The sequence below is a fragment of the Histidinibacterium lentulum genome (genome assembly GCF_003789055.1).
In the GTDB taxonomy this organism is placed as follows: Bacteria; Pseudomonadota; Alphaproteobacteria; order Rhodobacterales; family Rhodobacteraceae; genus Oceanicola; species Oceanicola lentulus.
Genome location: NZ_ML119083.1, coordinates 1 through 20556, shown reverse-complemented (window position 1 = coordinate 20556; position 20556 = coordinate 1). Strand labels below are relative to the sequence as shown.

Here is a 20556-nt window from a genome sequence, read left to right as displayed (position 1 = left end):
GGAAGCCCATGTTGAGACTGCTGCTGCCGGCGCTGATCTGGCTGCCGGCCATCGCCATGGCCGCCGACGAGGTCACCACCTACACGCTCGACAACGGCATGGACGTCGTCGTGATCGAGGACCGCCGCGCGCCGGTGGTCACGCACATGGTCTGGTACCGTGCAGGCTCCGCGGATGAGCCTCCGGGCCAGTCGGGGGTTGCGCATTTTCTCGAGCACCTGCTCTTCAAGGCGACGGACGACCTCGAATCCGGCGAGTTGAGCGATATCGTCGCCGCCCAGGGCGGATCGGACAACGCCTTCACCTCCTTCGACTATACCGCCTACTTCCAGCGCGTCGCTGCCGACCGGCTGGAGCTGATGATGACGCTCGAGGCCGACCGGATGAACGACATCCGCCTGACGCCAGAGGATATCGTGACCGAGAGGGACGTCATCCTCGAGGAACGCAGCCAGCGGGTCGATTCCAGCCCCGGCGCCATCGCGATGGAGCAGCTCCGCGCCACGCAGTACCTGAACCACCGCTACGGCGTGCCGATCATCGGCTGGCGCCACGAGATGGAGAGCCTGTCCATGGAGGACGCGCTCGACTTCTATGATCTCTACTACTCGCCCAACAACGCCATCCTGATCGTCGCGGGCGATGTCGATCCCGAGGAGGTTCTGGAACTCGCGCGCCAGCATTACGGTCCGATTCCGGCAGAACCCCAGTTGCTGGAGCGTTTCCGGTCCGAGGAGCCGCCGCAGCTTGCCGCGCGACGGTTGACCTACGAGGATCCCCGTGTGGCGCAGCCTTACCTCGTGCGGAGCTATCTGGCACCCGAGCGTGATCCGGGCGCGCAGGAGAAGGCGGCCGCGCTGACTTATCTCGCAGAGCTTCTGGGCGGATCGCCCTTCACCTCGGCGCTGGGACAGGCGCTGCAGTTCGACGAGAACATCGCGGTCTACACCGGGGCGGGCTATGGCGGCGTGTCGCTCGACGACACGACCTTCTCCATTTCCGTTGCGCCCTCCGACGGCGTGGATCTGGCCACCGCGGAAACGCGGATGGACGCCGTGATCGCCGAGTTCCTCCGGACCGGGCCCGATCCGGACGCGATGGAGCGTATCCGGACCCGGTTGCGAGCACAGGAAATATACGCCCGAGACAACGTGCAGGGGTTGGCCCGCCGGTATGGCGCTGCCCTGACCTCCGGGCTCACCGTCGAGGACGTGCAGCAATGGCCCGAGATACTCCAAGCGGTCACTGCCGAGGACGTTCTCGCCGTCGCCGCGGAGGTGCTGGTGCCGGAACGCTCCGTCACGGCCTATGTCACGGCCCCCGCCCCCGCAGAAGAGCCCGCAGAAGAGGAGGTCTCGCAATGATCCGCGCCGCCACCGCCGCATTTGCCGCCGCCTTCTGGGCGGTCCCAGCCGCCGCCGAGATAGAGGTTCAGGAGATCACCTCCCCCGGAGGTGTCGATGCCTGGCTGGTCGAGGCCCACGAGATCCCCTTTATCGCCATGGAGATCCTGTTCGAGGGTGGCGCCAATCTCGACCGCGAGGGCAAGCGCGGTTCGGTCAACCTGATGACCGCTCTGATCGAGGAAGGCTCCGGCGAGATGAGCGCGCAGGAGTTCCAGTTGGCCCTGGAGAGCATGGCCGCCGATTTCGGCTATGATGTGAGCGACGATGCACTGTCCGTCTCGGCGCGGTTTCTGACCGAAACGCGGGAAGAGGCCGTCGACCTCCTGCACCAGTCCCTGACCGAACCGCGCTTCGATCAGGACGCGCTCGACCGTGTCCGCGCCCAGGTCGTCGCCAACATCCGCTCCCGCGCTCAGGACCCCGGCGATATCGCCGCGGACACGTTCTACGCCATGGCGTTCGGCGATCATCCCTATGGCTCGGACCTGAGCGGAACGCTCGACAGCGTTGCCGGACTGACGCGGGAGGACATGCTTCAAGCCTTCGAAGACACGATCGTACGGTCCCGCGCCCATGTGTCCATCGTGGGCGACATCACCGCCGAGGAGGCGGGTCTGATGCTCGACGAGCTGTTCGAGGGCCTGCCGGAGGAGGGGCCGGACCTGCCTGAGAGGATCGAGGTCGCGCTCGAGGGCGGGATCACCGTGGTCGATTTTCCCTCGCCGCAATCGGTGGCCTTCTTCGGGCACGAGGGGATGGACCGGGACGATCCGGATTTCTTCGCGGCCCATATCCTGAACGAGATCCTCGGCGGCTCCGGTCGGCAGTCGATCCTGATGGAGGAGGTGCGCGAGAAGCGCGGCCTGACCTACGGCGTCGGCTCCTACCTCGTCCCGAAGGAACATGCCGAACTCTACCTCGGCTCCGTCGCCTCGGCCAATGACCGGGTGGCAGAGGCCATCGAGGTGATCCGCGCCGAATGGGCGCGCATGGCAGAGGAGGGCATCAGCGAGGAGCAGCTCGCCGAGGCCAAGACCTACATCACGGGCGAGTATCCGCTGCGGTTCGACGGCAATGCCCGGATCGCGAACATCCTCGTCGGGATGCAGTTCACCGGGCTCCCGGCCGACTACATCCAGACGCGGAATACGCAGATGGAGGCTGTGACGCTCGAGGACGTCAACCGGGTCGCTACGGAGCTGCTGAAGCCCGAGGCGCTGCATTTCGTGGTCGTGGGCCAGCCCGAGGGCCTGAGCGACAGTTGACGCTGGAAGGGCGTACCGCGCCCATCTCCCCTCGCATCGACGGCGGTGCCATGCTATCCCTAGTGGCATGGCCCTTGCGAACCCCAACATGGACCGTCCCCGCCCGGTGATCCGCCAGCTTGACGAGGGTGCGATCAACCGCATCGCCGCGGGCGAGGTGGTGGAGCGGCCCGCCTCTGCGGTCAAGGAACTGGTCGAGAACGCCATCGACGCGGGCGCGACGCGGATCGAGGTGACCATTGCAGAGGGCGGCAAGCGGTTGATCCGGGTGGTCGACGACGGTTGCGGGATGACGGCAGAGGACCTGCCGCTCGCGCTCAGCCGGCACGCCACGTCGAAGATCGACGGGACGGACCTTCTGGCCATCAGCACCTTCGGGTTCCGGGGCGAGGCTTTGCCTTCGCTCGGGGCCGTGGGGCGCCTGACCATCGTCAGCCGCGTGGAGGGGGGCGAGGCCGCGGAAATCGCGGTGGCCGGGGGGCGGGTTTCCGCGGTGCGTCCGGCGGCCCTCTCCTGCGGGACGCGCGTCGAGCTGCGCGATCTCTTTCACGCGACCCCCGCGCGGCTGAAGTTCCTGCGCACCGACCGGGCCGAGGCGCAGGCCATCGCGGAGACGATCCGCAGGCTCGCCCTTGCCGAGCCCTTCATCGGGTTCACCCTGGTCGACGCGACGGAAGAGCCCGCGCGCACCGTCTTCCGCGCCGACGCCCGGTCGGGCGATCTCTTCGACGCACTCCATGGCCGGGCGGCCCAGGTGCTGGGCGGGCCCTTCGCCGAGAACGCGGTGCCGCTCGATGCCGTGCGCGAGGATCATCATCTCTCGGGTTTCGCCGCCCTGCCGACCTATTCGCGCGGCTCGGCGGTGCAGCAGTATCTCTTCGTCAACGGGCGGCCCGTCACCGACAAGCTGCTCATCGGGGCGCTGCGTGGGGCCTATGCCGACACGCTGCCCCGGGACAGGCACCCGGCGGCGGTCGTCTTCGTCGACTGCGACCCGAAGCTGGTGGACGTGAACGTCCACCCGGCGAAAAGCCAGGTCAGGTTCCGCGATCCGGGCCTCGTGCGGGGGCTGATCGTGTCGGGCATCCGCCACGCGCTCGCCGGAGCGGGGCATCGGACGTCGTCCACGGTGGCCAGCGCGACGCTGTCGGCGGTGCATGCCGAGCCGGTGAGCGGCAGGGTCTACCAGATGGACCGCGCTTATCCGTCGCCGCGCCCGTCCTTCCAGGCCCCGCCCGGCTTTGCCGAGACCGCCGCGCCTTCGGTCAGGGCGGAGCCCGTGCAGGCGGAGGAGCGGGCGCGAGGGGATCATCCGCTGGGCTCGGCGCGGGCGCAGCTTCACGGGACCTACATCGTCGCGCAGACGGGGGACGGGGTCGTGATCGTGGACCAGCACGCCGCGCATGAGCGGCTGGTCTACGAGAAGCTGAAGCGACAGATGGCGGAGACCGGCGTCGCGGCGCAGGCGCTGCTGATCCCGGAGATCGTTGAGCTGTCCGGCACGGACGCGGAGTTGCTGCTGTCCCATGCGGAGGACCTGCACCGGATGGGTCTGGCTGTGGAGCCCTTCGGGGGCGGGGCCGTCGCGGTGCGGGAGACGCCGGCGATCCTCGGCCCCGTCGATGCGGCGGCGCTGGTGCGGGACATCCTCGACGAGCTGTCCGATCTCGGCGACAGCGGCACGCTGGGCGCGCGGCTCGACGCGATCCTGAGCCGCGTAGCCTGTCACGGCTCGGTCCGCGCCGGGCGGCATATGCGGGCGGAGGAGATGGACGCGCTCCTGCGGGAGATGGAAGCGACGCCGCTGTCGGGGCAGTGCAACCATGGCAGGCCCACCTATGTCGAGCTGAAGCTTGCGGATATCGAGCGGCTGTTCGGGCGCGCGTAAGGTGGCCTTGTCTCGGACCGGGGTGTGGGACAGGGTGAACCGGCGGTTCGGATATGCGGGAGGGCTCGGCATGGGATACCTGAGATGGGGCATCGCGGTGGCGGGACTGGCCCTGCTCGCGGGATGCGAGACGGACCCGGCGGGCGGCATCCGGGCCGATACGAGGGTTCCCGCGCCTGTCCGGCAGGCGTTTCAGGAGGCCTACCAGCCGCTGCCCTTCGCGGAGGTCGCGGTTCGGGTGGTCTCGCCGGATCCGCGCGAGGGGGTGCTCAGGACATGGCGACTGGTGCCCTGTCGTCAGGGGACGCGCATCTGCGCCGGTTCGGCCCACGGACGGGCCGGGCATGTGACCCGGGGTGTGGAGTTCTGGCAGGTGAGCGGAGCCTATCCGGGGCGGGTGTTCTACCTGTCGCCGGGCGGGGACGGCTACATGATCGACGGGCACAGGGAACTTCCCCTCGCCTGGCGGGCGGAGGCCTCCGTCGGGGCGTTTCACGATGAAACGCTGGACAAGTAGCTGAAATATATCAACTAAAGGGTTAACGGAGGGTCTCGGGAGACACTGCTTCCGAGGCTGTGCGTGGCGCGGGCACGGTTCCGCGCAGCGCTCGGAGAAAGGCGCCGATCCGGGCCTCGAGGGGCCCCCGCCGCAGGGCGGCGAGCGCCTCGGCCGTCCAGACCTCCCCCGGGGGCGGCAGCAGGGCGGCGCGGAGCGCGTCGAGTTCCGCGGCGAGGTCCCCGGACAGGTCGAGCGCCGTCGCCGTCTCGAGCATCGCGCGCCAGCGCTGAACCGGCAGGAGCTCGCGGAAGGCAGCGGTCATCGGCGCAAGGCGCGCCGGATCGGTCTGCCAGTCGGCGCCGCCGAACATGACCCGGGTGACGTATTGCCCCGCGCCGTGACAGTGATAGGCGATGCAGCCCCCATAACCCCTCTCCGCGCGGCTGGCATGGATCGTGCAGAGTCCGCCCGCGCCGAGATGCCGGCAGGGCGTGTCCGCAGCCTTGTCCTCGGCGAAGTCGGCGCCCGCGTCGAACGCATGGGCCACGCAGCAGAGCGCGGCACAGGACGCGCAATCCTCTGTGAGGGTCGGGGCGGTCATGGGGCCTTGTGACAGACGGTCGGGGGTCGGGGAAAGGGGGTGCTGGGCAGCCGCTGGCCCTTTCGCTTGAGCGCGCCCGTCAGATGAAGGTGAAATCGGAGGCGTCCAGCGTCATTCCGCCCGCCAGTTTCGTGACGGTCAGCATGTCGCCACCTCCGAAATCCAGCCGCCACGATCCGCCGATATCCGTGATCAGGCCCGAAATCTGTGCCTTCGACGCGATGCCGAGGGATGCTGCGCCCAGCAGAATGATGTCGTTCTCTTCCATGTCGGTGATGCGGTCCTGCCCGTAGCCCTTGCGAAAGACGAATCGATCGGCGCCGAGGCCACCGGTCAGCGTGTCATCGCCCGACCCTCCGTCGAGCAGGTCGGGACCCGCGTTCCCGAAGAGCCTGTCGTTGCCGGATCCGCCTAACAGGCGGTCGTTGCCTCCGCGGCCAAAGATCTGGTCGAAGCCGCTGCCGCCGAAGATCCGGTCCGCGCCCAGCCCGCCGTCGAGCCGATCGAAGCCCTGCCCGCCAAAGATGAGATCATTGCCGTTGTTGCCACTGATGACGTCGTTTCCGGCATTGCCTTCGAGCCGGTCGAACCCGTCTCCGCCCGAAATCGTGTCGTTTCCCCCCTTTCCGAACACAATGTCGGCGCCCGCGCCGCCATCAAGCAAATCGGCCCCGATGCCGCCGTCGAGAATGTCGCTTCCGGCATTGCCCCTGAGCGTATCATTGCCGGCATTGCCGTCCAGCCTGTCGGAGCCCGAATCGCCGAACAGACGGTCGTTCCCGCCACCGCCGGAGATGCTGTCCGCCCCTGCGCCGCCGTAGACGGTATCGCTGAAGAAGCTCGCGTCGATCCTGTCGTTCCCGGTGCCGCCGTACAGGCGGTCGAGGCCGACCCCGCCAAAGATGTCGTCATCGCCCGCGCCGCCGTAGGCAGACCCGCCCGCACCGGAGAAGATCGCGTCATTGCCCGCGTCTCCGTAGAGGCGGTTTGTTCCTACCCCCCCGAAGAGAAAGTCATCGCCCTCGCCCCCGAAGATCGTGTCCTGCCCGATGCCTCCGTACAGGCTGTCCGATCCGAACCCGCCGAAAATACGATCGTTGCCGAGGCCTCCGGAGATCACATCGTCGAACGCACCGCCGAACAGCCGGTCGTCGCTACGGGTCCCGATGATCTCGACCGCCTGCCCGAACAGGGCGTCGTCGTCGACCCGGAAGGTTATCTCGTCAAAGGACGCGAAAGACGCGACAGTGTTGGCCGCCACCTTCGCCCCGAGGTCGTTCACCGTCGTCCGCCCGGAAAACCGGAGCGTCACGGCCGCCTGTCCAGCAAAGGCTTCGCCAGGGAACTCGATCCGGTCAATGACGGAGGTGAGGACGTTCTGGACCCAGGAATTCAGCGCGTCGCCGAAACTCCGCAGATCCGATATGGCTGCCTCCCGGTTCTGGAATTGTTCCTCGAAGTCCGCGTAGATCGTCGTCCTCACGAAATCCTCGATCTTCGGCGGCTCAGGGAACGCGCCCTTGAGGTAGAACACCTCGCCGAGATCGTCGGAATAGACGGGCAAGGACGTACGGGACGGAGGAGAAGCCAACGTATCCCAGAAATAGATGTCCTCCAGCGCGGGGCCGACGGGGAAGCTGACCGTGCTGAATGTCCTGTTCCCCTCCCCGTCGACGGAGGCGAGTTCCCTCCACCTGACGACGAAGGGTCCTGCCCGGAAATTCATCGTATCGGCGATTGTGCCGTTGAGCGGGCTCTGCAGCTTGAAGAGCTGGGCCATGTCGACGCCGCGCTGGCTGGTCGACAGGTCAATGGTCAAGGTCATGGGATTGTATCGCCCGGCGCTGGAGGGAACGTGTGTCCCGAGCATAAGTCCGGCTCTGTTGACCTTATGTCAATTTCATTCGAGCCTTGGGGTGGCGCCGGTGATCCGGCGGATCAGCCGGTCGCCGAGGCGGCGATCCATCTGCGGGCGTCCTCGATGATGCGCGCGCCGGTCTCGGTCAGGCGCCCGTCGGACCGGATCACGCTGTCGCCCGATGCGAAATTCGCGCGATCCCGTTCGGCCGCCTCTCGGGCCCGGTCGCGTTCCTCCGGCGACAGATGCGCGCTTGCGGCCAGACGCTCCATGGCGAAGGCCATCCGGGCAGAGACGAAAGTGGCGTGAAAGATCCCGTCCATGGGGCGGGGGTCGGGGCGCAGCGGGGAGGGAAACGTGTCTTCGTAGGGGTTCTCGACCAGCAGTTCCTTGCCCATCATGCCGAACAGAAGGGAATGGCCGCATTCGTGGGCCAGGACTTCCGCCACGGCGAGGCGGCTGTCGTGAAAACGCGGATTCAGAAGGACGAGGCCCCAGAGCTCGTAATGAGAGGCGCCGTCGAACTCCAGCTCCGAATCCTCGGGGGCCTGCGCGAGGAGTACGGTCCGGATGATCGCCCGGATCTCGGCATGCATTTCGGGGACGCCGCGGGCAAGAAGGTCGAGCCCCTCGTCAAGCCGCAGGGCAAAGTCAGAGCGTGTGTCCTCGTCGACCGGACCGAAGAGAGCGCGCTCGCGCTCGCTCATGCGGCGCTTGAAGGCGGACTCCAGGGTCGCACAGTCGGGGGCGCCCGCGGCAAGAACCGGCCAGCGGTCGCCCGACGCCGGGATTGCCGCAGCGGCGACCGCGCGGGCCCATGTCGATGCGGGATCGAGCTGACCCGATGACACGCACTCGACCATGTCATAGTAGGTCCCGAAGCCCTCGGGCCGCATGCGCCCGCCCGCGCGCAGATGCGCCACGGTCGGCCCAAGGATCTCGGTGATGACAGGGGCGCGGGTGGCACAGCGCTCCGCCACATGGGCGAGGCTGTCGCACAATGCGCGGTGCATCCAGTCGTCCAGCGCACGGGCCCGAAGGCCGGAGGGTGCGAAACTCAGCCGGTCCACGACCGCGCCGTGCGAGCCGACGTCCGCCTGGCCCGCTCCGTCGGACCGGATCTCGGTTTCGGGCTCCAAGGCGGGCCGCTCAGTCGGCGCGGCGTCGGATCCCGGCAGTGCCGCCGAAGAACTTCGTTCCGTTGCCCTTGGTGCCCATCTTCAGATTGACGACCTGCTGCCCGTCGCCGGACAGCGTGAGCCGGTCCTGGGGCAGGAGCCAGTAGCCAAGAAGCTTCGTGTGGTCGAGGGCGATGGCGTCACATGTCATCGCGTCGGTACGATCCGTCATCGGCGTGGTCCTCCTGAACTCAGCGAGAGGATGGCCCGGCGGGACACGCCCGGTCAACGGCAAAGGCGACCGCGCTGCGGCCAGTCGCGGATGCGCTGCAGGACCGGTCGTCTCAGATCCTCATGACCTTCTGGGCGAGGCGCGGAAGGAACTTGCTGAACTTCAGGGGATGATCCATCGCGGCAAGGCAGATGCACACGTCGCCCTCTTCGGCGATGGGGGTGTGTTCGACCTCTTCGGTCGCAACCTCGACATCCCCCGGACCGAAACGGCCGGCGGCGTCGGAGAAGGCGCCCTGCAGGACCAGGGTCAGTTCGCTGCCCTCGTGGCCATGGTCGGGCACCGCCTTGCCCGGGGCGATGCGCAACAGGCGGGCCGTGGCCTCGCCGTCGGAGGTGCGGATCACCGAATCGAACACGCCGCCGCCTAGGCGGCGCCATTTCACCGCGTCGACGTCGCCGCCCACATAGGCCTGCACCGGGGCGGGCAGCACGCCGCCCGCCGCGATCCCGCCCCAGGATGGCGCGGGCGGTTCGGCGGCTTTCTCGGCCTCGATCAGGCGCAACGTCGAGGCGAAGCTGTCCTCCGCCAGTTCCGCGCCTTCTGTCGAGTCGATCACCGCGCCGCCCACGGCGTCGTAGGCGGCAAGCCTTGCCCGGCATTCGTCGCACATCGAAATGTGGCTGGCGACCACCAGGTCGAATGCCTCCGGCAGCGTGCCCGCGGCATAGCCCATGATCAGGCCATCCGTCAGGTGATGCGTGATCCGGTCCCTCATGTTGTCCCTCATCTCATCTCGTGGCGCAGCCGTTCGAGCGCCAGCCTTATGCGGGACTTGATCGTCCCGAGCGGAAGCCCCGTCTCCTCCGCGATTTCCGAATGGCTCAGCTCGCCGAAATAGGCGCGTTCGATCAGCACCCGCTGCTTCTCCGGCAGCTCCTTCAGCGCGCGGCCGAGCCGCTCCGTATCCTGTTGCAGTTCCATGACCTCGGCCTGATCGGGCTCGTCCTCGGGCCCCCAGGGAAGATCCTCGGGCTCGGGCCTCTGGTTGCGGCGGATCAGGTCGATGCGCCTGTTCCGGGCGATGGTGAAGACCCAGGTGCTCACGCTCGCCTTGCCGGGGTCGAAGAGATGCGCCTTGCGCCAGAGTGTCGCCATCACGTCCTGCGTGACCTCTTCGGCCACGTCCGCGGCGGACCCGGACTTCATCAGATACGCTTTGACCCGGGGCGCGAAATGCCGGAACAGGGCCGCGAAGGCGGCCTGATCCCGGCTGTCCCGGATCGCCTCGACCTCGGCCACCCAGGCGGCTCCGGCCATGTCGACAGATTTCAACGCCCGACCCCTTCGCTGCGACGGCGATGCCGGGACCATCCGCAGAGCGGACGGGGCCCATGCACTGGGTTCAGGTGTGGCGACAGGCATTTCCCTCGTCAACATGGTGTCATTACGCAGGCGATCCGGCACCGGATCACGAGGCGCCTGCGTTTTTCCTGTTTCATCCGGCGCGCGGACGTGCCCGTAAAGGAACGGGAAAGACAGGGAAGCACATATGCCATTCGAGACCGGGGCCGCCGTGCCCAAGACTGTTGCCGTCGTCGGAGCGGGGATATCGGGGATGGGCGCCGCCTGGCGGCTGGCCGAGCGTCACCGCGTGGTGCTGATCGAGGCCGAGCCGCGGCTGGGCGGCCATGCGCGCACCAGGACGGCGGGGCGGGCCGGCGATCTGACGGTGGATACCGGCTTCATCGTGTTCAACTACGTCAACTATCCGAATCTTGTCGCCCTGTTCCAGGCGCTGGACGTTCCGGTGCGCCTGTCGAACATGTCCTTCGGGGCCAGTTTCGGCGGCGGGCGGTTCGAATACGGGCTGCAGTCGCCGCGCGCGCTGATGGCGCAGCCGTCGAACCTCGTCGATCCGCGCTACCTGCGGATGATGGCAGACCTGCTGCGCTTCAATGCGCGGGCGCTGGAGGCGAGCCGCGAGCCGGGACTGACCATCGGCGGGCTTCTGGACAAGCTGAGGTTGGGCGGCTGGTTCCGCGACCGCTATCTCCTGCCCATGACCGGCGCGATCTGGTCCACGCCCAAGGCCGAGGTGCTGGATTTTCCGGCCGAAACGATGATGCGGTTCTTCGACAACCACAACCTGCTGCAGTCCACCGGCCAGCACGACTGGTACACGGTCGAGGGCGGGTCCGTGGAATACGTCCGCAGGCTGGACGCCGCGATGCAGGCGCGCGGCGTCGAGACGCGGCTGGGCACGCCGGTGGCGGGCGTGCGGCGCGGCCCGCTGGGCGTCGAGCTGCGCTGCGAGGGCGCGGAGTGGGAGATGTTCGACGAGGTGGTCTTTGCCACCCATTCGGACGATACGCTCCGGCTGCTGGCGGATGCGGACCCGGAGGAGCGCGCGATCCTCGGCGCGGTGAAGTACCAGCCGAACGAGGTGGTGCTGCACGGCGACGCGCGGATCATGCCCAGGCGACGCCATGCCTGGGCCAGCTGGGTCTATACCGAGGACCCGCGGAAGATGAGCCCGAGAATCGACCTGACCTACTGGATGAACTCGCTCCAGCGCTGGCTGGGGGAGGAGAACGTCTTCGTCACCCTGAACACCACACGGGACATCGACGAGAGCCTGGTCTGGGATCGTGTGGAACTGCGGCATCCGGTCTACGATCTCGCGGCGCTGGCCGCGCAGAAGAGGGCGGTCGAGCTGAACGGGCGCAACCGGACGTGGCTTTGCGGCGCCTGGATGAAGAACGGGTTCCACGAGGACGGGCTGTCCTCGGGGCTCGAGGTGGCGGATGCGCTGAACGCGCGCGCCGCGCTGGCGGCCGAGGCGGCATGAGCGCAATCGTCGAGCATATTCCCGCGGAGACCTACCACGGGCGGCGCGGCGGCGTGAGGAACGGCTTTCGCTATTCGATCGACTATGTGCTCGTGGATGCGGAGGCCGAGGTAAGGGGGCCGGCGCTGTTCTCGCGCAACGGCGGGAACCTGGTCTCGCTGAGGGACCGCGATCATGGCGGCGCACCGCGGGGCGGGAGCGGCGCGGCCTGGGTGCGGGGGGTTCTGGCAGGGCACGGCCTCGATCTGCCGGGACCCGTGCTGCTGCTGGCCCAGCCGCGCGTGCTGGGGCATGTGTTCAACCCGGTGTCCTTCTGGCTCTGCCACGACGCCGAGGGGCGGATGCGGGCGGTCATCGCGGAGGTGTCGAACACTTTCGGCGACCGGCATTCCTACCTCTGCCGCCATGACGACCTGCGGCCGATCGACGGGTCCGGGACTCTCGAGGCGCGGAAGATCTTTCACGTCTCGCCGTTCCAGCCCATCGCGGGCGGCTATGTCTTCCGCTTCGACATCACGGCCGAGGCCATCGACATCCGCATCGACTACCGCGCCGAGGGGGAGGGGCTGATCGCCACCCTGCGCGGCCCGCGCCGCCCGCTGACCAACGGCGCGATCCTGCGGGCGGCGCTGCGTCGGCCCATGGGCTCGCGCCGGGTCCTGGCGCTGATCCACTGGCAGGCGCTGAAGCTCTGGTGGAAGGGCGCGCCGTACCGCGCCCGACCCGAGCCGCCCGCGGACGAGGTGAGTTGAGCCGCCCGGGCCGCCTGCCGGCCTGGTCGGGCTTCGCCGCCGTACTCTCGGCGGCGGGCCTGCCGATCTACATCTACGCGCCGAAATACTACGCCGACACCTTCGGCGTCAGCCTGACTCTGCTCGGGGTCGTGCTCTTCGGCCTGCGCTGTCTCGACTTCGTGCAGGACCCGCTGCTGGGCGCGCTGGCCGAGCGGATCGAGCGGCGGCGGGGGCTGTGGATCGCCGGGGGCGCGGCAGTCATGGCGGTGTCGATGCTGGGGCTCTTCGCCGTGACGCCGCCCTTCGCCCCGGTCTGGTGGTTCGCGCTGACCACGACCGGGCTCTTCACCGCGTTCAGTTTCCTGACCATCAGCTTCTACGGGCAGGGCGTGGCCAAGGCGGGACAGGTGCCCGGAGGGCATGTGCGGCTGGCGGCCTGGCGGGAGAGCGGGGCGCTGACGGGCGTCTGCGTCGCGGCGGTGGCGCCGACGGCGCTGATGGGGGTCGTGGCGGAGCCCTTCGCCGTCTTCGCCTGGGGCTTCGCCGCCTGCGTTCTGGTGGCGACGCTGGGCATGGCGCCGGAATGGACGGCGCGCGCGTCCTCGGCGCCGACGCCGCTGAGGGCGATCTGGGGCGACGCGCTGGCGCGGCGGCTGCTCATGCTGGCGCTGGTGAACGCGATGCCTCTGGCGGTGTCGTCCACGCTGTTCCTTTTCTTCGTCGAGAGCCGCCTGGCGGCGCCGGGCTTCGAGGGGCCGCTTCTGGTGCTGTTCTTTCTCGCTGCCGCCGTCTCGGCGCCGGCCTGGTCGGCCGTGGCGCAAAGGCGGGGCGTCCGGCCCACGCTGATCATCGCCATGGTGACCGCCATCCTTTCCTTCGGAATCACGCTGACGCTGGGGCCGGGGGATACCACGGCCTTTGCGGTGATCTGCGTCGTCTCGGGCGCGGCGATCGGGGCGGACCTGACGCTGATGCCGGCGCTCTTCGCCCGGCGGATGGAGGAGGTGGCGCCCAAGGGCGGGCAGGGCTTCGGGCTCTGGTCGCTGGTGAACAAGCTGACGCTGGCCATCGCGGCGGCGGTGCTCCTGCCGGCGCTCGATGTGGCGGGCTTCGAATCCGGCGGCGAGAATGCCGCCGCGGCGCTGTCGGTGCTGACGCTGCTTTACGGGGGCCTGCCCATCGTGCTGAAGCTGGGCGCCATCGCGATGCTGCTGCGTCTGACCTTGCCGGAGGGCGGGGCGGTGTCGCGGGCCTGAGGGGTGGTGGGTTGAAAACCCACCCTACGAGACCTTCGGGCGCTGCTCTCCCGGACACCGCGAAAACCCCGCCTCCCGCGTGCCGAAGGGGGTGCGCTCGCCGTTCCATGCCCTAGTCTATGACCGAAGAACGATTCCCGGAGGGACGACGAGATGCGCGAGTGGGTGGGCAAGCGGTACTGGATCGTGGGCGCGAGCGAGGGGCTCGGCCGTGCGGTCGCGGAGGCGGTGAACCGCGCCGGGGCGGAGGTGATCGTCTCCGCCCGCAGCGAGGAGCGCCTCACGGACCTGACCGCCGCGTTGCCGGGCAGGTCGCGGGCCGTGGCGATGGACGTCACCGACCAGGCGAGCGTCGAGGCGGCGGCGGAGGACGTGGGCGAGATCGACGGGCTGGTCTATCTGGCCGGGCTCTACTGGCCGCAAAGCTCCCGCGACTGGAACGCCGACGAGATCACGGCCATGGCGGACGTGAACTTCCTGGGCGCGATCCGGGTGCTGGGGCAGGTCGTCCCGCAGATGGTGGCGAAGGACCGGGGACACATCGTTCTGACCGGCTCGCTGTCGGGGTTCCGGGGGCTTGCCGGGGCGCAGGGATATGTGCCCTCCAAGGCGGGGGTGATGGTTCTGGCCGAGAGCCTTTACGCCGATTTCCGCAAGACGGGCATCGACGTGCAGGTGATCAACCCCGGCTTCATCCGCACCCGGCTGACCGACAAGAACGATTTCGCCATGCCCCAAAGGATGGAACCCGAGGACGCGGCGCGGCGGTTCTTCGAGCACATGAACGGGGATGCGTTCAAGAGCAGCTATCCCGCCCCGCTGTCGTGGATCTTCCGCGGCTCGCAGTTCCTGCCGGACTGGCTCTACTACCCGCTGTTCAACCGCAAGCGGTAGCCCCGCCTCTTGCGGCAGATCAAGGTGTGCCCGACCGGGTTGACTAGGATCAGACGCGAAGAGGCAAGGGAGGTCCGTCATGGATATCACGTCCGACAAGGTGGCCGAGGTGATCATCCTCGCCCGCGAGGGATTGCGGGGCGAGAGCGAGCTCAGGGGTTTCGTCGACCGGCTGTCGGTCGAGGAACAATGCGAGCTGGTGGCGATCTTCTGGATCGGGCGAGGGTCGTTCGATCCGGAGGATTTCGAGGAGGCGGTGGAGACCGCGGAGGCCGAAGCCACGACGCCCACGGCGGATTACCTTCTGGGCTCGCCGCATCTGGCCGACCATCTCGAGGCCGGGCTCGAGGCGCTGGGCATCTCTGCGGGCGAGGCGGAGGGCGGGCTCTACCGCTACTGACGCGGCGCGCGCCCTAGTAATGGCTGCGCAGATGCGCCCGGTCCGGCGCCTCGAGATGGGGGATCGCGTTGAACCCGGACAGGATCGTGCCGTGCGGCATGACCGACACGCGATGCACGGAGGTGTTCCAGATCGGCAGGAGCACATGGGCCATGCGCGTCGGATCGAGGCGCAGGAGATGGCGCAGGATCATCCCGATCACGCCGCCCGAGGTCACGCAGAGCACGCGCCGCCCCGGCGCCGCCGCCTCCCGCAGGACATCCGTCACCCGGGCCTCGAACTCCGCGAAGGTCTCGTTGCCGCGGATCTCGGCGCGGTGCCAGGCCTCCATCACCTGCGGCACGTGGGCGGCGAAATCGTCGGGGCCCGGCATCGGCACGCCGTGGCTGTCGGCGAGGGCCCGGCCGAGGTTGAAATAGTCCATCTCGTTGAGCCTGGGATCGGCTGTCGCGGCGCCATGGCCCATCGCCTCGGCGGTTTCCCGGTGGCGACGCAGGGTCCCGGCGAGCACATGGTCGAAGCCGAGGCCCTGGGCGCTGAACCATTCGCCAAGAAGCGCGCCCTGCCGGTGGCCCAGGTCCGACAGCCGGTCGTAGCTCTCCTCGTCCCGCGCGACGGAATTCGCCTGTCCGTGCCTCACCAGGATGATCTCGCCCATGGCCTCGCCCCTTGCCGTCCTGCGGGGCTTATGGCGCGGCTCACTGCGGGATGCCAGCCGGGCCGGGCGGACGGTCAGGCGGCGGCGGCTTTCATCTCGGCGATGCGCTCCAGCGCTTCGGCGCGGGTGTTGCGGATGTTGGGCCGCGTGGTGCGGCTCTCGGCGCGCAGCCGGATGTCGGTCTCGGTCTCCGACCCCGCCGCATAGCGCACGGAGCCCAGGGACCAGGCGTCACGCAGCGCCTCGGCGCGCAGGGTATAGGTCAGCCATGCGGGCTGCTGGATGCGCGTGCCTTCGTAGTCGTAGAGGAAATACCAGCGGCGGCCGGTCGGTCGCACGGCCTCCTCGATCCAGTTGAAGATGTCGTTGACGTCGCGGCTGTGCTCGAAGGAGATTCCCGAGAGATCCACCTCGCAGATGCCTGCCTCGGGATCGAGCCGGATGCGGCGGCGGAAGTCGACCTTGTGATGGCTGGGAACGTGGCCCGGCCGGAGCCGCCGCAGCGAAGGCCGCGCGCGCAGCGCCTCCCAGGCCTCGGCGCGGCTGGCGAAGAGGTTCGGGTTCTCCCGGTCCGTGCCGCGCCAGGAGGCGAGTTTCGCGCCCATGCCGGGCGTGCGGTCGACCCGGACCGTGCCCATGGAATGGGCCTCGTGCAGGTCCGTGCTCCGGCGCGAATAGGCGAACCATGCCGAGCTGTCGATGCGGTAGTCCGTGGTGTCGGCGAGAAAGAACCAGAGCGGCTCGCCGGACGCGTCGATGCGGTGCTCGACCCGATCGTAGAAGGCGTTCGCCTCGGCGGAGCTGCCGATATGCAGGCCGGTATAGTCGATCTCGACGATCTGCGCCGCCTCGTGAACGGTGATCCGGGCATCGAGCGCGTCCGGCTCGAAGTCGGGGCCGACGGGGGCGGGGGGTTTTCTGTCTGCCATGGCGCGGGCCTGTCCTGTCCGCGCGGGGGTGGCCCTGAAGCGCCGTTCGGCGCAAGGCTCCAGGCTGTCGCAGCCCGCCAGGTTGGCGGACCGCGATTCGAACGGAGTCGCGCCCTTTCAGGACCCGCCTGTCATTCCCCTGGCCGAGTGTAACCTGGTGGCGGGCGCCATTGTCGCTCCACTGGTCCGAGCGACAATGGCGACGGGGAGGCGACGCCTCCCCATCCCTTATTGCGCCGGCACGTAGCGCTCCATCACCAGCCGCAGAAGCGGGCTCTGGCCGGAGATGTCCATCAGCGCGACAAGATAGGTGCCAGGAAACACCCGCGCCGCGATCTGGCTGTCCAGGCCCTGGCCGTAGTCGTCGTTATAGCCGACTTCGCGTCCGACGTCGTCGAACAGTCGCAGGACAGGGTCCCCGGAGGAGGCGGCGATGCCCTCGATCAGCAAGAGGCCGGTCTCGGCCACCTCGATCCTGAACCACTGCGCCGTGTCGCCCTGCATCTGCACCTGGCTGACGCTGCGCGCCGAGACGGTGCCCAGATCGGTGATCGGGAAGGACCCGTCCAGCGGCGGGGCCACTTCGCCCCGCTCGTAGAGCGCGCGGGTCGCGGCCTCGGGATCGAAGGCGCTGAGCGTCACGGTGACGGGCACCCCGCCGTCCGACAGCGCCCGGAGGCCCACGCAATAGGTGCCGGGCTGGAGCGGCGTGGTCATGTCGATGCGACTGTTGAGACCGTCATAGTCGTCGTTCTCCGCATAGAAGCTGCCGTCGGCGCCGGTCAGGGTCAGCACCGGATCGGCGGCCTCGTTTTCCGCGGTGATCGAGAGGGCGGCGGGCTGGGACAGCTCGAAGGCCCAGTTGGGGGTCGCGTTGATCGTCTCCGTGACGCTGATGCCGGCGTCGAGGCTGCCGTCGATGGGGCCGGAGCCGATCATGCGCGCGCCGCCGCAGGCCTCGGTGTCGGTGACGGCGTCCATCGTTCCGGCGTCGCTCGCGGTGTCGGTCGTGGTGTCGGTCGTGGTCGCGGTTCCGGCCGATCCCGCCGCCAGCGCCGCACCACCCTCGGTGAGCGCCTCATGCTCTGTCCGGCCCACCCGCACGGTGGCCGTCAGGGGCGAGTTGTCCCAGGAGGTCGTCTGCACGCAGTAGGTGCCGGGCTGGAGCGCCAGCAGCGCCGCGGAGGACGTGCCCCCGCCCGAATCATCGTCGCTGCCGATCACCGCCCCGGAGCCGTCGAGGATCTCGATCACGGGGTCCCCCGATCCGCGACCCGCCGCCTCGAGCCGCACCTCCGCGGGTGACGAGAGGGTGAAGAGAGAGGTGTGGGCATTGCCCAGCAGGACCAGTGCCAGCTGCTCGCGGAAGCTGTCGCTGGCGGCGATGTCGGAATTGGCCTCGTTGCCGCCGATCCACTGGCCGTTGCCGATACCGCCGCAATAGTCCTGGGCGGCGGCGGGCGAGGCCAGCGCGCCGGCCATGGCCGTGGTGCAGATCAATGTTCTGAGCGTCATGAAAATGGTCCCCCCGCTGAGTCTCATCAAGGTGACCTTAGGCCCGAGCCGCGGCACTTGGCCAGCCTCTCCGCAGCGCCGGAGCGAATGGCCGGCAGGGGGGCCGAACGCGAAGGGCCGCCCCAAAGGACGGCCCCTTGCCCGCGCGGATCGCTCCGCGGATCAGCCCTGGCGGGCCTTGAACTTCTTCTGGGTCTTGTTGATCACGTAGACCCGGCCCTTGCGGCGCACGACGCGGCAATCGCGATGGCGCTGCTTGAGCGAACGGAGGGAGTTGCGCACCTTCATGTCGCGTCTCTTTTCCTGTCGCGGCGCGGCGATGCGCCTGGGTTTCGGTTGCACGCCCCGGCAGGGGCGGCGGTGGTCATGGTGGGCGATACTGGGATCGAACCAGTGACCCCTTCGATGTCAACGAAGTGCTCTACCGCTGAGCTAATCGCCCCTCCCTCGCCCTGACCGCCTGCCCCCAAAACAAAAGGGACGCGGGCGGACCGCGTCGGGTGTGCGGTCTCCTAAAAGACTGCAGGGGGGAGATCAAGGGCTTTTGGCAGGCGCGGAATTCGGTCTATCTTCGGCCCCTGGAGGACAGTCGATGCGCGAGCCCGCTTACCGTCTGACGAGCCCGGCGGCCCGGACCACCTCCGTGGTCTTCGCCTCGCCCCATTCCGGGCGGGTCTATCCCCAGGATTTTCTCGACGCAGCGGTGCTCGACCGGCACGAGATCCGGTCGTCGGAGGATGCCTTCGTGGACTGGCTCTTCTCCACCGCGCCGAACCACGGCGCGCCCTTGCTGACCGCCGGGGCGCCCCGGGCCTTCGTCGATCTGAACCGCGCCGCCGAGGAGCTCGACCCCGCGCTGATCGAGGGGGTGCGGAGGATCGCGCACAATCCGCGCATCGCAAGCGGCCTCGGCGTGATCCCGCGGGTCGTCGCCAACGGCCGGGCGATCTATCGCGGAAAGCTGACGCAGCAGGAGGCGCAGGCGCGCCTGCTCGGCTACTGGCGGCCCTATCATGCGGCGCTCGAGGGGCTTCTGGACCAGTCGCACCGGCTGTTCGGCGAGGCGATCCTGATCGACTGCCATTCCATGCCCCACGAGGCGCTGGAGAACGTGGGCCCCGCCGGTGCGGCGCGCCCGGACGTGGTGCTGGGCGACCGCTTCGGCGCCGCGGCTTCCGCCCGGGTGATCGAGGCGGTGGAGGCGGCCTTCGCCGGGGCGGGCTTCCGGGTCGCGCGGAACATGCCCTTCGCGGGGGCCTACATCACCCAAGCCTACGGACGCCCCTCGCGGCGGCAGCATGCCGTGCAGGTGGAGATCGACCGCGGACTCTACATGAACGAGAAGACGATCGAGCCGCTTCCCTGCTTCGAGGAGGTGCGCCGCGCGCTTGAGGGGGCCATCGCCGGCATCGCCGCCATCGGGCGGGCAGAGACGCTGCCGGTGGCGGCGGAGTAGGTTCAGCGCCAGTAGTCGTTCGCGGCCGCGACTGTCTGGAAGTGTATCGCGATCACCTGGCTTGCTGCGATCAGGTCGTCGGGCTCGCGGGAGTAATGCTCGCGCTGGGTGGTCAGCACGTCCATGTTGCCCTGGGTCTCGGTGACGCCGGTGCGCGAGAGCGTGATGGCCAGCTGGAATCCCTCTTCCGGCGTGTCGGTGATCAGCGAGGGCAGCCAGCCCGCGTCGTCCTGGGCGACTGCGGGCGTGGCGAGCAGGGCCGCAAGAACGGCGGTGCGGGCGAAACGTGGGGTCATGTCGGATCCTCCCTTTCCGGAGAGGAAACCGGGGGGCGGCGGCTCTGTTCCACGCTCAGCGCAGGGCGCGGCCCTTCAGGATCGCTTCGTCGCCCCAGCGGGCGCGGATCGCGTCGGCGGCGCGTTCGGCGGCGGCGCGGCGGCCGGCGTCTGGGTCGAGGAGGTCGCCCTCGCGGTCGGCCTCGGCGGCGCTCACCAGCTCCGACAGGCCCACGCCGAGGAGGCGGTAGGGGCCCGCGTCGCCGCTCTGGTCGAAGAGGGCGCGGGCGGTGCGGTAGATCCGGTCGGCGAGCTGGGTGGGCTGGGCGAGGCTCTGGCGCTTCGTCAGCAGCTTGTGGTTCGCGCGCTTCAGTTTCAGCGTCACCACGCGGCCGGCGATGTCGCGGGCTTTCGCGCGGCTCGCCACCTTCTCGGCCATGCGCCAGATGTGGCCGTCGAGGATGTCGGGATCGGCGGTGTCCTCGCCGAAGGTCGTCTCGTTCGAGATGCCGCGGACGGGGGCGTGGGCACTGACGCGGCGGTGGTCCTCGCCGCGGGCGAGGTGGTAGAGGCGCTCGCCCATGCTGCCGAAGCGTAAGCGGCGGCTGAGCCCCACCTTCTGGCTGAGCTGACGAGTTGCGAAGGCATCCCTGTAATGAGGCAGGGAGTGCGTTTCGCAATGTGTGCTACGAATGCGTTTCTCAGATCGCTGGGCGTAGAG

Annotated in this window: 22 protein-coding genes and 1 tRNA gene; 10 read left to right on the top strand and 13 right to left on the bottom strand. The window is 68.8% G+C overall.

Going from position 1 to position 20556, the window contains the following annotated elements:
- Positions 1-8: 8 nt before the first annotated feature.
- The 4 genes from EAT49_RS05955 to EAT49_RS05940 all read left to right on the top strand — a co-directional run bounded on the left by EAT49_RS05955 (position 9) and on the right by EAT49_RS05940 (position 5076).
- Positions 9-1364, top strand: a complete 1356-nt coding sequence (locus EAT49_RS05955; protein ID WP_123641392.1) for a M16 family metallopeptidase — start codon at positions 9-11, stop codon at positions 1362-1364.
- Positions 1361-2671, top strand: coding sequence for a M16 family metallopeptidase (locus tag EAT49_RS05950; protein WP_123641391.1), 1311 nt, complete (start codon positions 1361-1363; stop codon positions 2669-2671). The genes EAT49_RS05955 and EAT49_RS05950 overlap by 4 nt, the downstream gene beginning before the upstream one ends.
- 67 nt (positions 2672-2738) lie before the next feature.
- Positions 2739-4559: a DNA mismatch repair endonuclease MutL gene (gene mutL / locus EAT49_RS05945; protein WP_123641390.1), complete on the top strand. Its 1821-nt coding sequence runs from the start codon at positions 2739-2741 to the stop codon at positions 4557-4559.
- A gap of 70 nt (positions 4560-4629) precedes the next feature.
- A complete protein-coding gene (locus EAT49_RS05940) occupies positions 4630-5076 on the top strand; it encodes a hypothetical protein (RefSeq protein WP_123641389.1) in 447 nt (148 codons plus the stop codon).
- Positions 5077-5098: 22 nt separating this feature from the next.
- Here the strand turns inward: EAT49_RS05940 and EAT49_RS05935 are convergent, their stop codons facing one another.
- The 6 genes from EAT49_RS05935 to EAT49_RS05910 all read right to left on the bottom strand — a co-directional run bounded on the left by EAT49_RS05935 (position 5099) and on the right by EAT49_RS05910 (position 10187).
- Positions 5099-5659 (bottom strand): hypothetical protein, encoded by a 561-nt coding sequence (locus EAT49_RS05935; protein WP_123641388.1) that lies wholly within the window; start codon positions 5657-5659, stop codon positions 5099-5101.
- A gap of 79 nt (positions 5660-5738) precedes the next feature.
- Entirely contained in the window at positions 5739-7484 is a 1746-nt protein-coding gene (locus tag EAT49_RS21705; RefSeq protein ID WP_185020672.1) for a calcium-binding protein, read from the bottom strand.
- 113 nt (positions 7485-7597) lie between these two features.
- A complete protein-coding gene (locus tag EAT49_RS05925; RefSeq protein ID WP_123641386.1) occupies positions 7598-8656 on the bottom strand; it encodes an aKG-HExxH-type peptide beta-hydroxylase in 1059 nt (352 codons plus the stop codon).
- A 10-nt stretch (positions 8657-8666) separates the two neighbouring features.
- Positions 8667-8867, bottom strand: coding sequence for a hypothetical protein (locus EAT49_RS05920; protein WP_123641385.1), 201 nt, complete (start codon positions 8865-8867; stop codon positions 8667-8669).
- 112 nt (positions 8868-8979) lie between these two features.
- Positions 8980-9645 (bottom strand): ChrR family anti-sigma-E factor, encoded by a 666-nt coding sequence (locus EAT49_RS05915; RefSeq protein WP_123641384.1) that lies wholly within the window; start codon positions 9643-9645, stop codon positions 8980-8982.
- Positions 9646-9653: 8 nt separating this feature from the next.
- Positions 9654-10187: a sigma-70 family RNA polymerase sigma factor gene (locus tag EAT49_RS05910; protein WP_123641809.1), complete on the bottom strand. Its 534-nt coding sequence runs from the start codon at positions 10185-10187 to the stop codon at positions 9654-9656.
- Positions 10188-10419: 232 nt separating this feature from the next.
- Between EAT49_RS05910 and EAT49_RS05905 the strand changes: the two genes are divergently transcribed.
- The 5 genes from EAT49_RS05905 (at position 10420) to EAT49_RS05885 (ending at position 15002) form a co-directional block, all read left to right on the top strand.
- Positions 10420-11718, top strand: a complete 1299-nt coding sequence (locus EAT49_RS05905; RefSeq protein WP_123641383.1) for an NAD(P)/FAD-dependent oxidoreductase — start codon at positions 10420-10422, stop codon at positions 11716-11718.
- Complete coding sequence (locus EAT49_RS05900) at positions 11715-12470, top strand: DUF1365 domain-containing protein (RefSeq protein WP_123641382.1); 756 nt, start codon at positions 11715-11717, stop codon at positions 12468-12470. The genes EAT49_RS05905 and EAT49_RS05900 overlap by 4 nt, the downstream gene beginning before the upstream one ends.
- Positions 12467-13708, top strand: coding sequence for an MFS transporter (locus EAT49_RS05895; protein ID WP_123641381.1), 1242 nt, complete (start codon positions 12467-12469; stop codon positions 13706-13708). The genes EAT49_RS05900 and EAT49_RS05895 overlap by 4 nt, the downstream gene beginning before the upstream one ends.
- A 153-nt stretch (positions 13709-13861) precedes the next feature.
- Positions 13862-14602 carry an SDR family NAD(P)-dependent oxidoreductase gene (locus EAT49_RS05890; RefSeq protein WP_123641380.1) on the top strand — a complete coding sequence of 247 codons (741 nt, stop codon included), beginning with the start codon at positions 13862-13864 and terminating at the stop codon, positions 14600-14602.
- A gap of 79 nt (positions 14603-14681) precedes the next feature.
- Positions 14682-15002 (top strand): DUF3775 domain-containing protein, encoded by a 321-nt coding sequence (locus tag EAT49_RS05885; protein ID WP_123641379.1) that lies wholly within the window; start codon positions 14682-14684, stop codon positions 15000-15002.
- A gap of 13 nt (positions 15003-15015) precedes the next feature.
- Here EAT49_RS05885 and EAT49_RS05880 read toward each other — a convergent pair whose 3' ends face one another.
- The 5 genes from EAT49_RS05880 to EAT49_RS05860 all read right to left on the bottom strand — a co-directional run bounded on the left by EAT49_RS05880 (position 15016) and on the right by EAT49_RS05860 (position 18546).
- On the bottom strand, positions 15016-15660 hold the full coding sequence (locus EAT49_RS05880; protein WP_123641378.1) for a histidine phosphatase family protein: 645 nt from the start codon (positions 15658-15660) through the stop codon (positions 15016-15018).
- Positions 15661-15734: 74 nt separating this feature from the next.
- On the bottom strand, positions 15735-16589 hold the full coding sequence (locus EAT49_RS05875; RefSeq protein ID WP_123641377.1) for a hypothetical protein: 855 nt from the start codon (positions 16587-16589) through the stop codon (positions 15735-15737).
- 228 nt (positions 16590-16817) lie between these two features.
- Entirely contained in the window at positions 16818-18104 is a 1287-nt protein-coding gene (locus EAT49_RS05870) for a DVUA0089 family protein (RefSeq protein WP_123641376.1), read from the bottom strand.
- A 162-nt stretch (positions 18105-18266) separates the two neighbouring features.
- Complete coding sequence (ykgO, locus tag EAT49_RS05865) at positions 18267-18392, bottom strand: type B 50S ribosomal protein L36 (protein ID WP_111402817.1); 126 nt, start codon at positions 18390-18392, stop codon at positions 18267-18269.
- 79 nt (positions 18393-18471) lie between these two features.
- A tRNA-Val gene (locus EAT49_RS05860) sits at positions 18472-18546 on the bottom strand.
- A gap of 150 nt (positions 18547-18696) precedes the next feature.
- On the opposite strand from EAT49_RS05860, the gene EAT49_RS05855 reads away from it, so the two are divergent.
- A complete protein-coding gene (locus EAT49_RS05855; protein WP_123641375.1) occupies positions 18697-19560 on the top strand; it encodes an N-formylglutamate amidohydrolase in 864 nt (287 codons plus the stop codon).
- Between the two features lie 2 nt (positions 19561-19562).
- On the opposite strand, the gene EAT49_RS05850 is transcribed toward EAT49_RS05855, so the two are convergent.
- Positions 19563-19856, bottom strand: coding sequence for a hexameric tyrosine-coordinated heme protein (locus EAT49_RS05850; RefSeq protein ID WP_123641374.1), 294 nt, complete (start codon positions 19854-19856; stop codon positions 19563-19565).
- Between the two features lie 55 nt (positions 19857-19911).
- Positions 19912-20556 (bottom strand): DinB/UmuC family translesion DNA polymerase (locus EAT49_RS05845; protein ID WP_484132018.1); only part of this gene is annotated, 645 nt, incomplete at its 5' end.

Bases quoted from the DNA above. Each gene is read 5' to 3' on its own strand.
- EAT49_RS05955 (WP_123641392.1), top strand. From the start codon at position 9: ATGTTGAGACTGCTGCTGCCGGCGCTGATCTGGCTGCCGGCCATCGCC.
- EAT49_RS05950 (WP_123641391.1), top strand. From the start codon at position 1,361: ATGATCCGCGCCGCCACCGCCGCATTTGCCGCCGCCTTCTGGGCGGTC.
- mutL (WP_123641390.1), top strand. From the start codon at position 2,739: ATGGCCCTTGCGAACCCCAACATGGACCGTCCCCGCCCGGTGATCCGC.
- EAT49_RS05940 (WP_123641389.1), top strand. From the start codon at position 4,630: ATGGGATACCTGAGATGGGGCATCGCGGTGGCGGGACTGGCCCTGCTC.
- EAT49_RS05935 (WP_123641388.1), bottom strand. From the start codon at position 5,659: ATGACCGCCCCGACCCTCACAGAGGATTGCGCGTCCTGTGCCGCGCTC.
- EAT49_RS21705 (WP_185020672.1), bottom strand. From the start codon at position 7,484: ATGACCTTGACCATTGACCTGTCGACCAGCCAGCGCGGCGTCGACATG.
- EAT49_RS05920 (WP_123641385.1), bottom strand. From the start codon at position 8,867: ATGACGGATCGTACCGACGCGATGACATGTGACGCCATCGCCCTCGAC.
- EAT49_RS05915 (WP_123641384.1), bottom strand. From the start codon at position 9,645: ATGAGGGACCGGATCACGCATCACCTGACGGATGGCCTGATCATGGGC.
- EAT49_RS05910 (WP_123641809.1), bottom strand. From the start codon at position 10,187: ATGGCCGGAGCCGCCTGGGTGGCCGAGGTCGAGGCGATCCGGGACAGC.
- EAT49_RS05905 (WP_123641383.1), top strand. From the start codon at position 10,420: ATGCCATTCGAGACCGGGGCCGCCGTGCCCAAGACTGTTGCCGTCGTC.
- EAT49_RS05900 (WP_123641382.1), top strand. From the start codon at position 11,715: ATGAGCGCAATCGTCGAGCATATTCCCGCGGAGACCTACCACGGGCGG.
- EAT49_RS05890 (WP_123641380.1), top strand. From the start codon at position 13,862: ATGCGCGAGTGGGTGGGCAAGCGGTACTGGATCGTGGGCGCGAGCGAG.
- EAT49_RS05885 (WP_123641379.1), top strand. From the start codon at position 14,682: ATGGATATCACGTCCGACAAGGTGGCCGAGGTGATCATCCTCGCCCGC.
- EAT49_RS05880 (WP_123641378.1), bottom strand. From the start codon at position 15,660: ATGGGCGAGATCATCCTGGTGAGGCACGGACAGGCGAATTCCGTCGCG.
- EAT49_RS05875 (WP_123641377.1), bottom strand. From the start codon at position 16,589: ATGGCAGACAGAAAACCCCCCGCCCCCGTCGGCCCCGACTTCGAGCCG.
- EAT49_RS05870 (WP_123641376.1), bottom strand. From the start codon at position 18,104: ATGACGCTCAGAACATTGATCTGCACCACGGCCATGGCCGGCGCGCTG.
- ykgO (WP_111402817.1), bottom strand. From the start codon at position 18,392: ATGAAGGTGCGCAACTCCCTCCGTTCGCTCAAGCAGCGCCATCGCGAT.
- EAT49_RS05855 (WP_123641375.1), top strand. From the start codon at position 18,697: ATGCGCGAGCCCGCTTACCGTCTGACGAGCCCGGCGGCCCGGACCACC.
- EAT49_RS05850 (WP_123641374.1), bottom strand. From the start codon at position 19,856: ATGACCCCACGTTTCGCCCGCACCGCCGTTCTTGCGGCCCTGCTCGCC.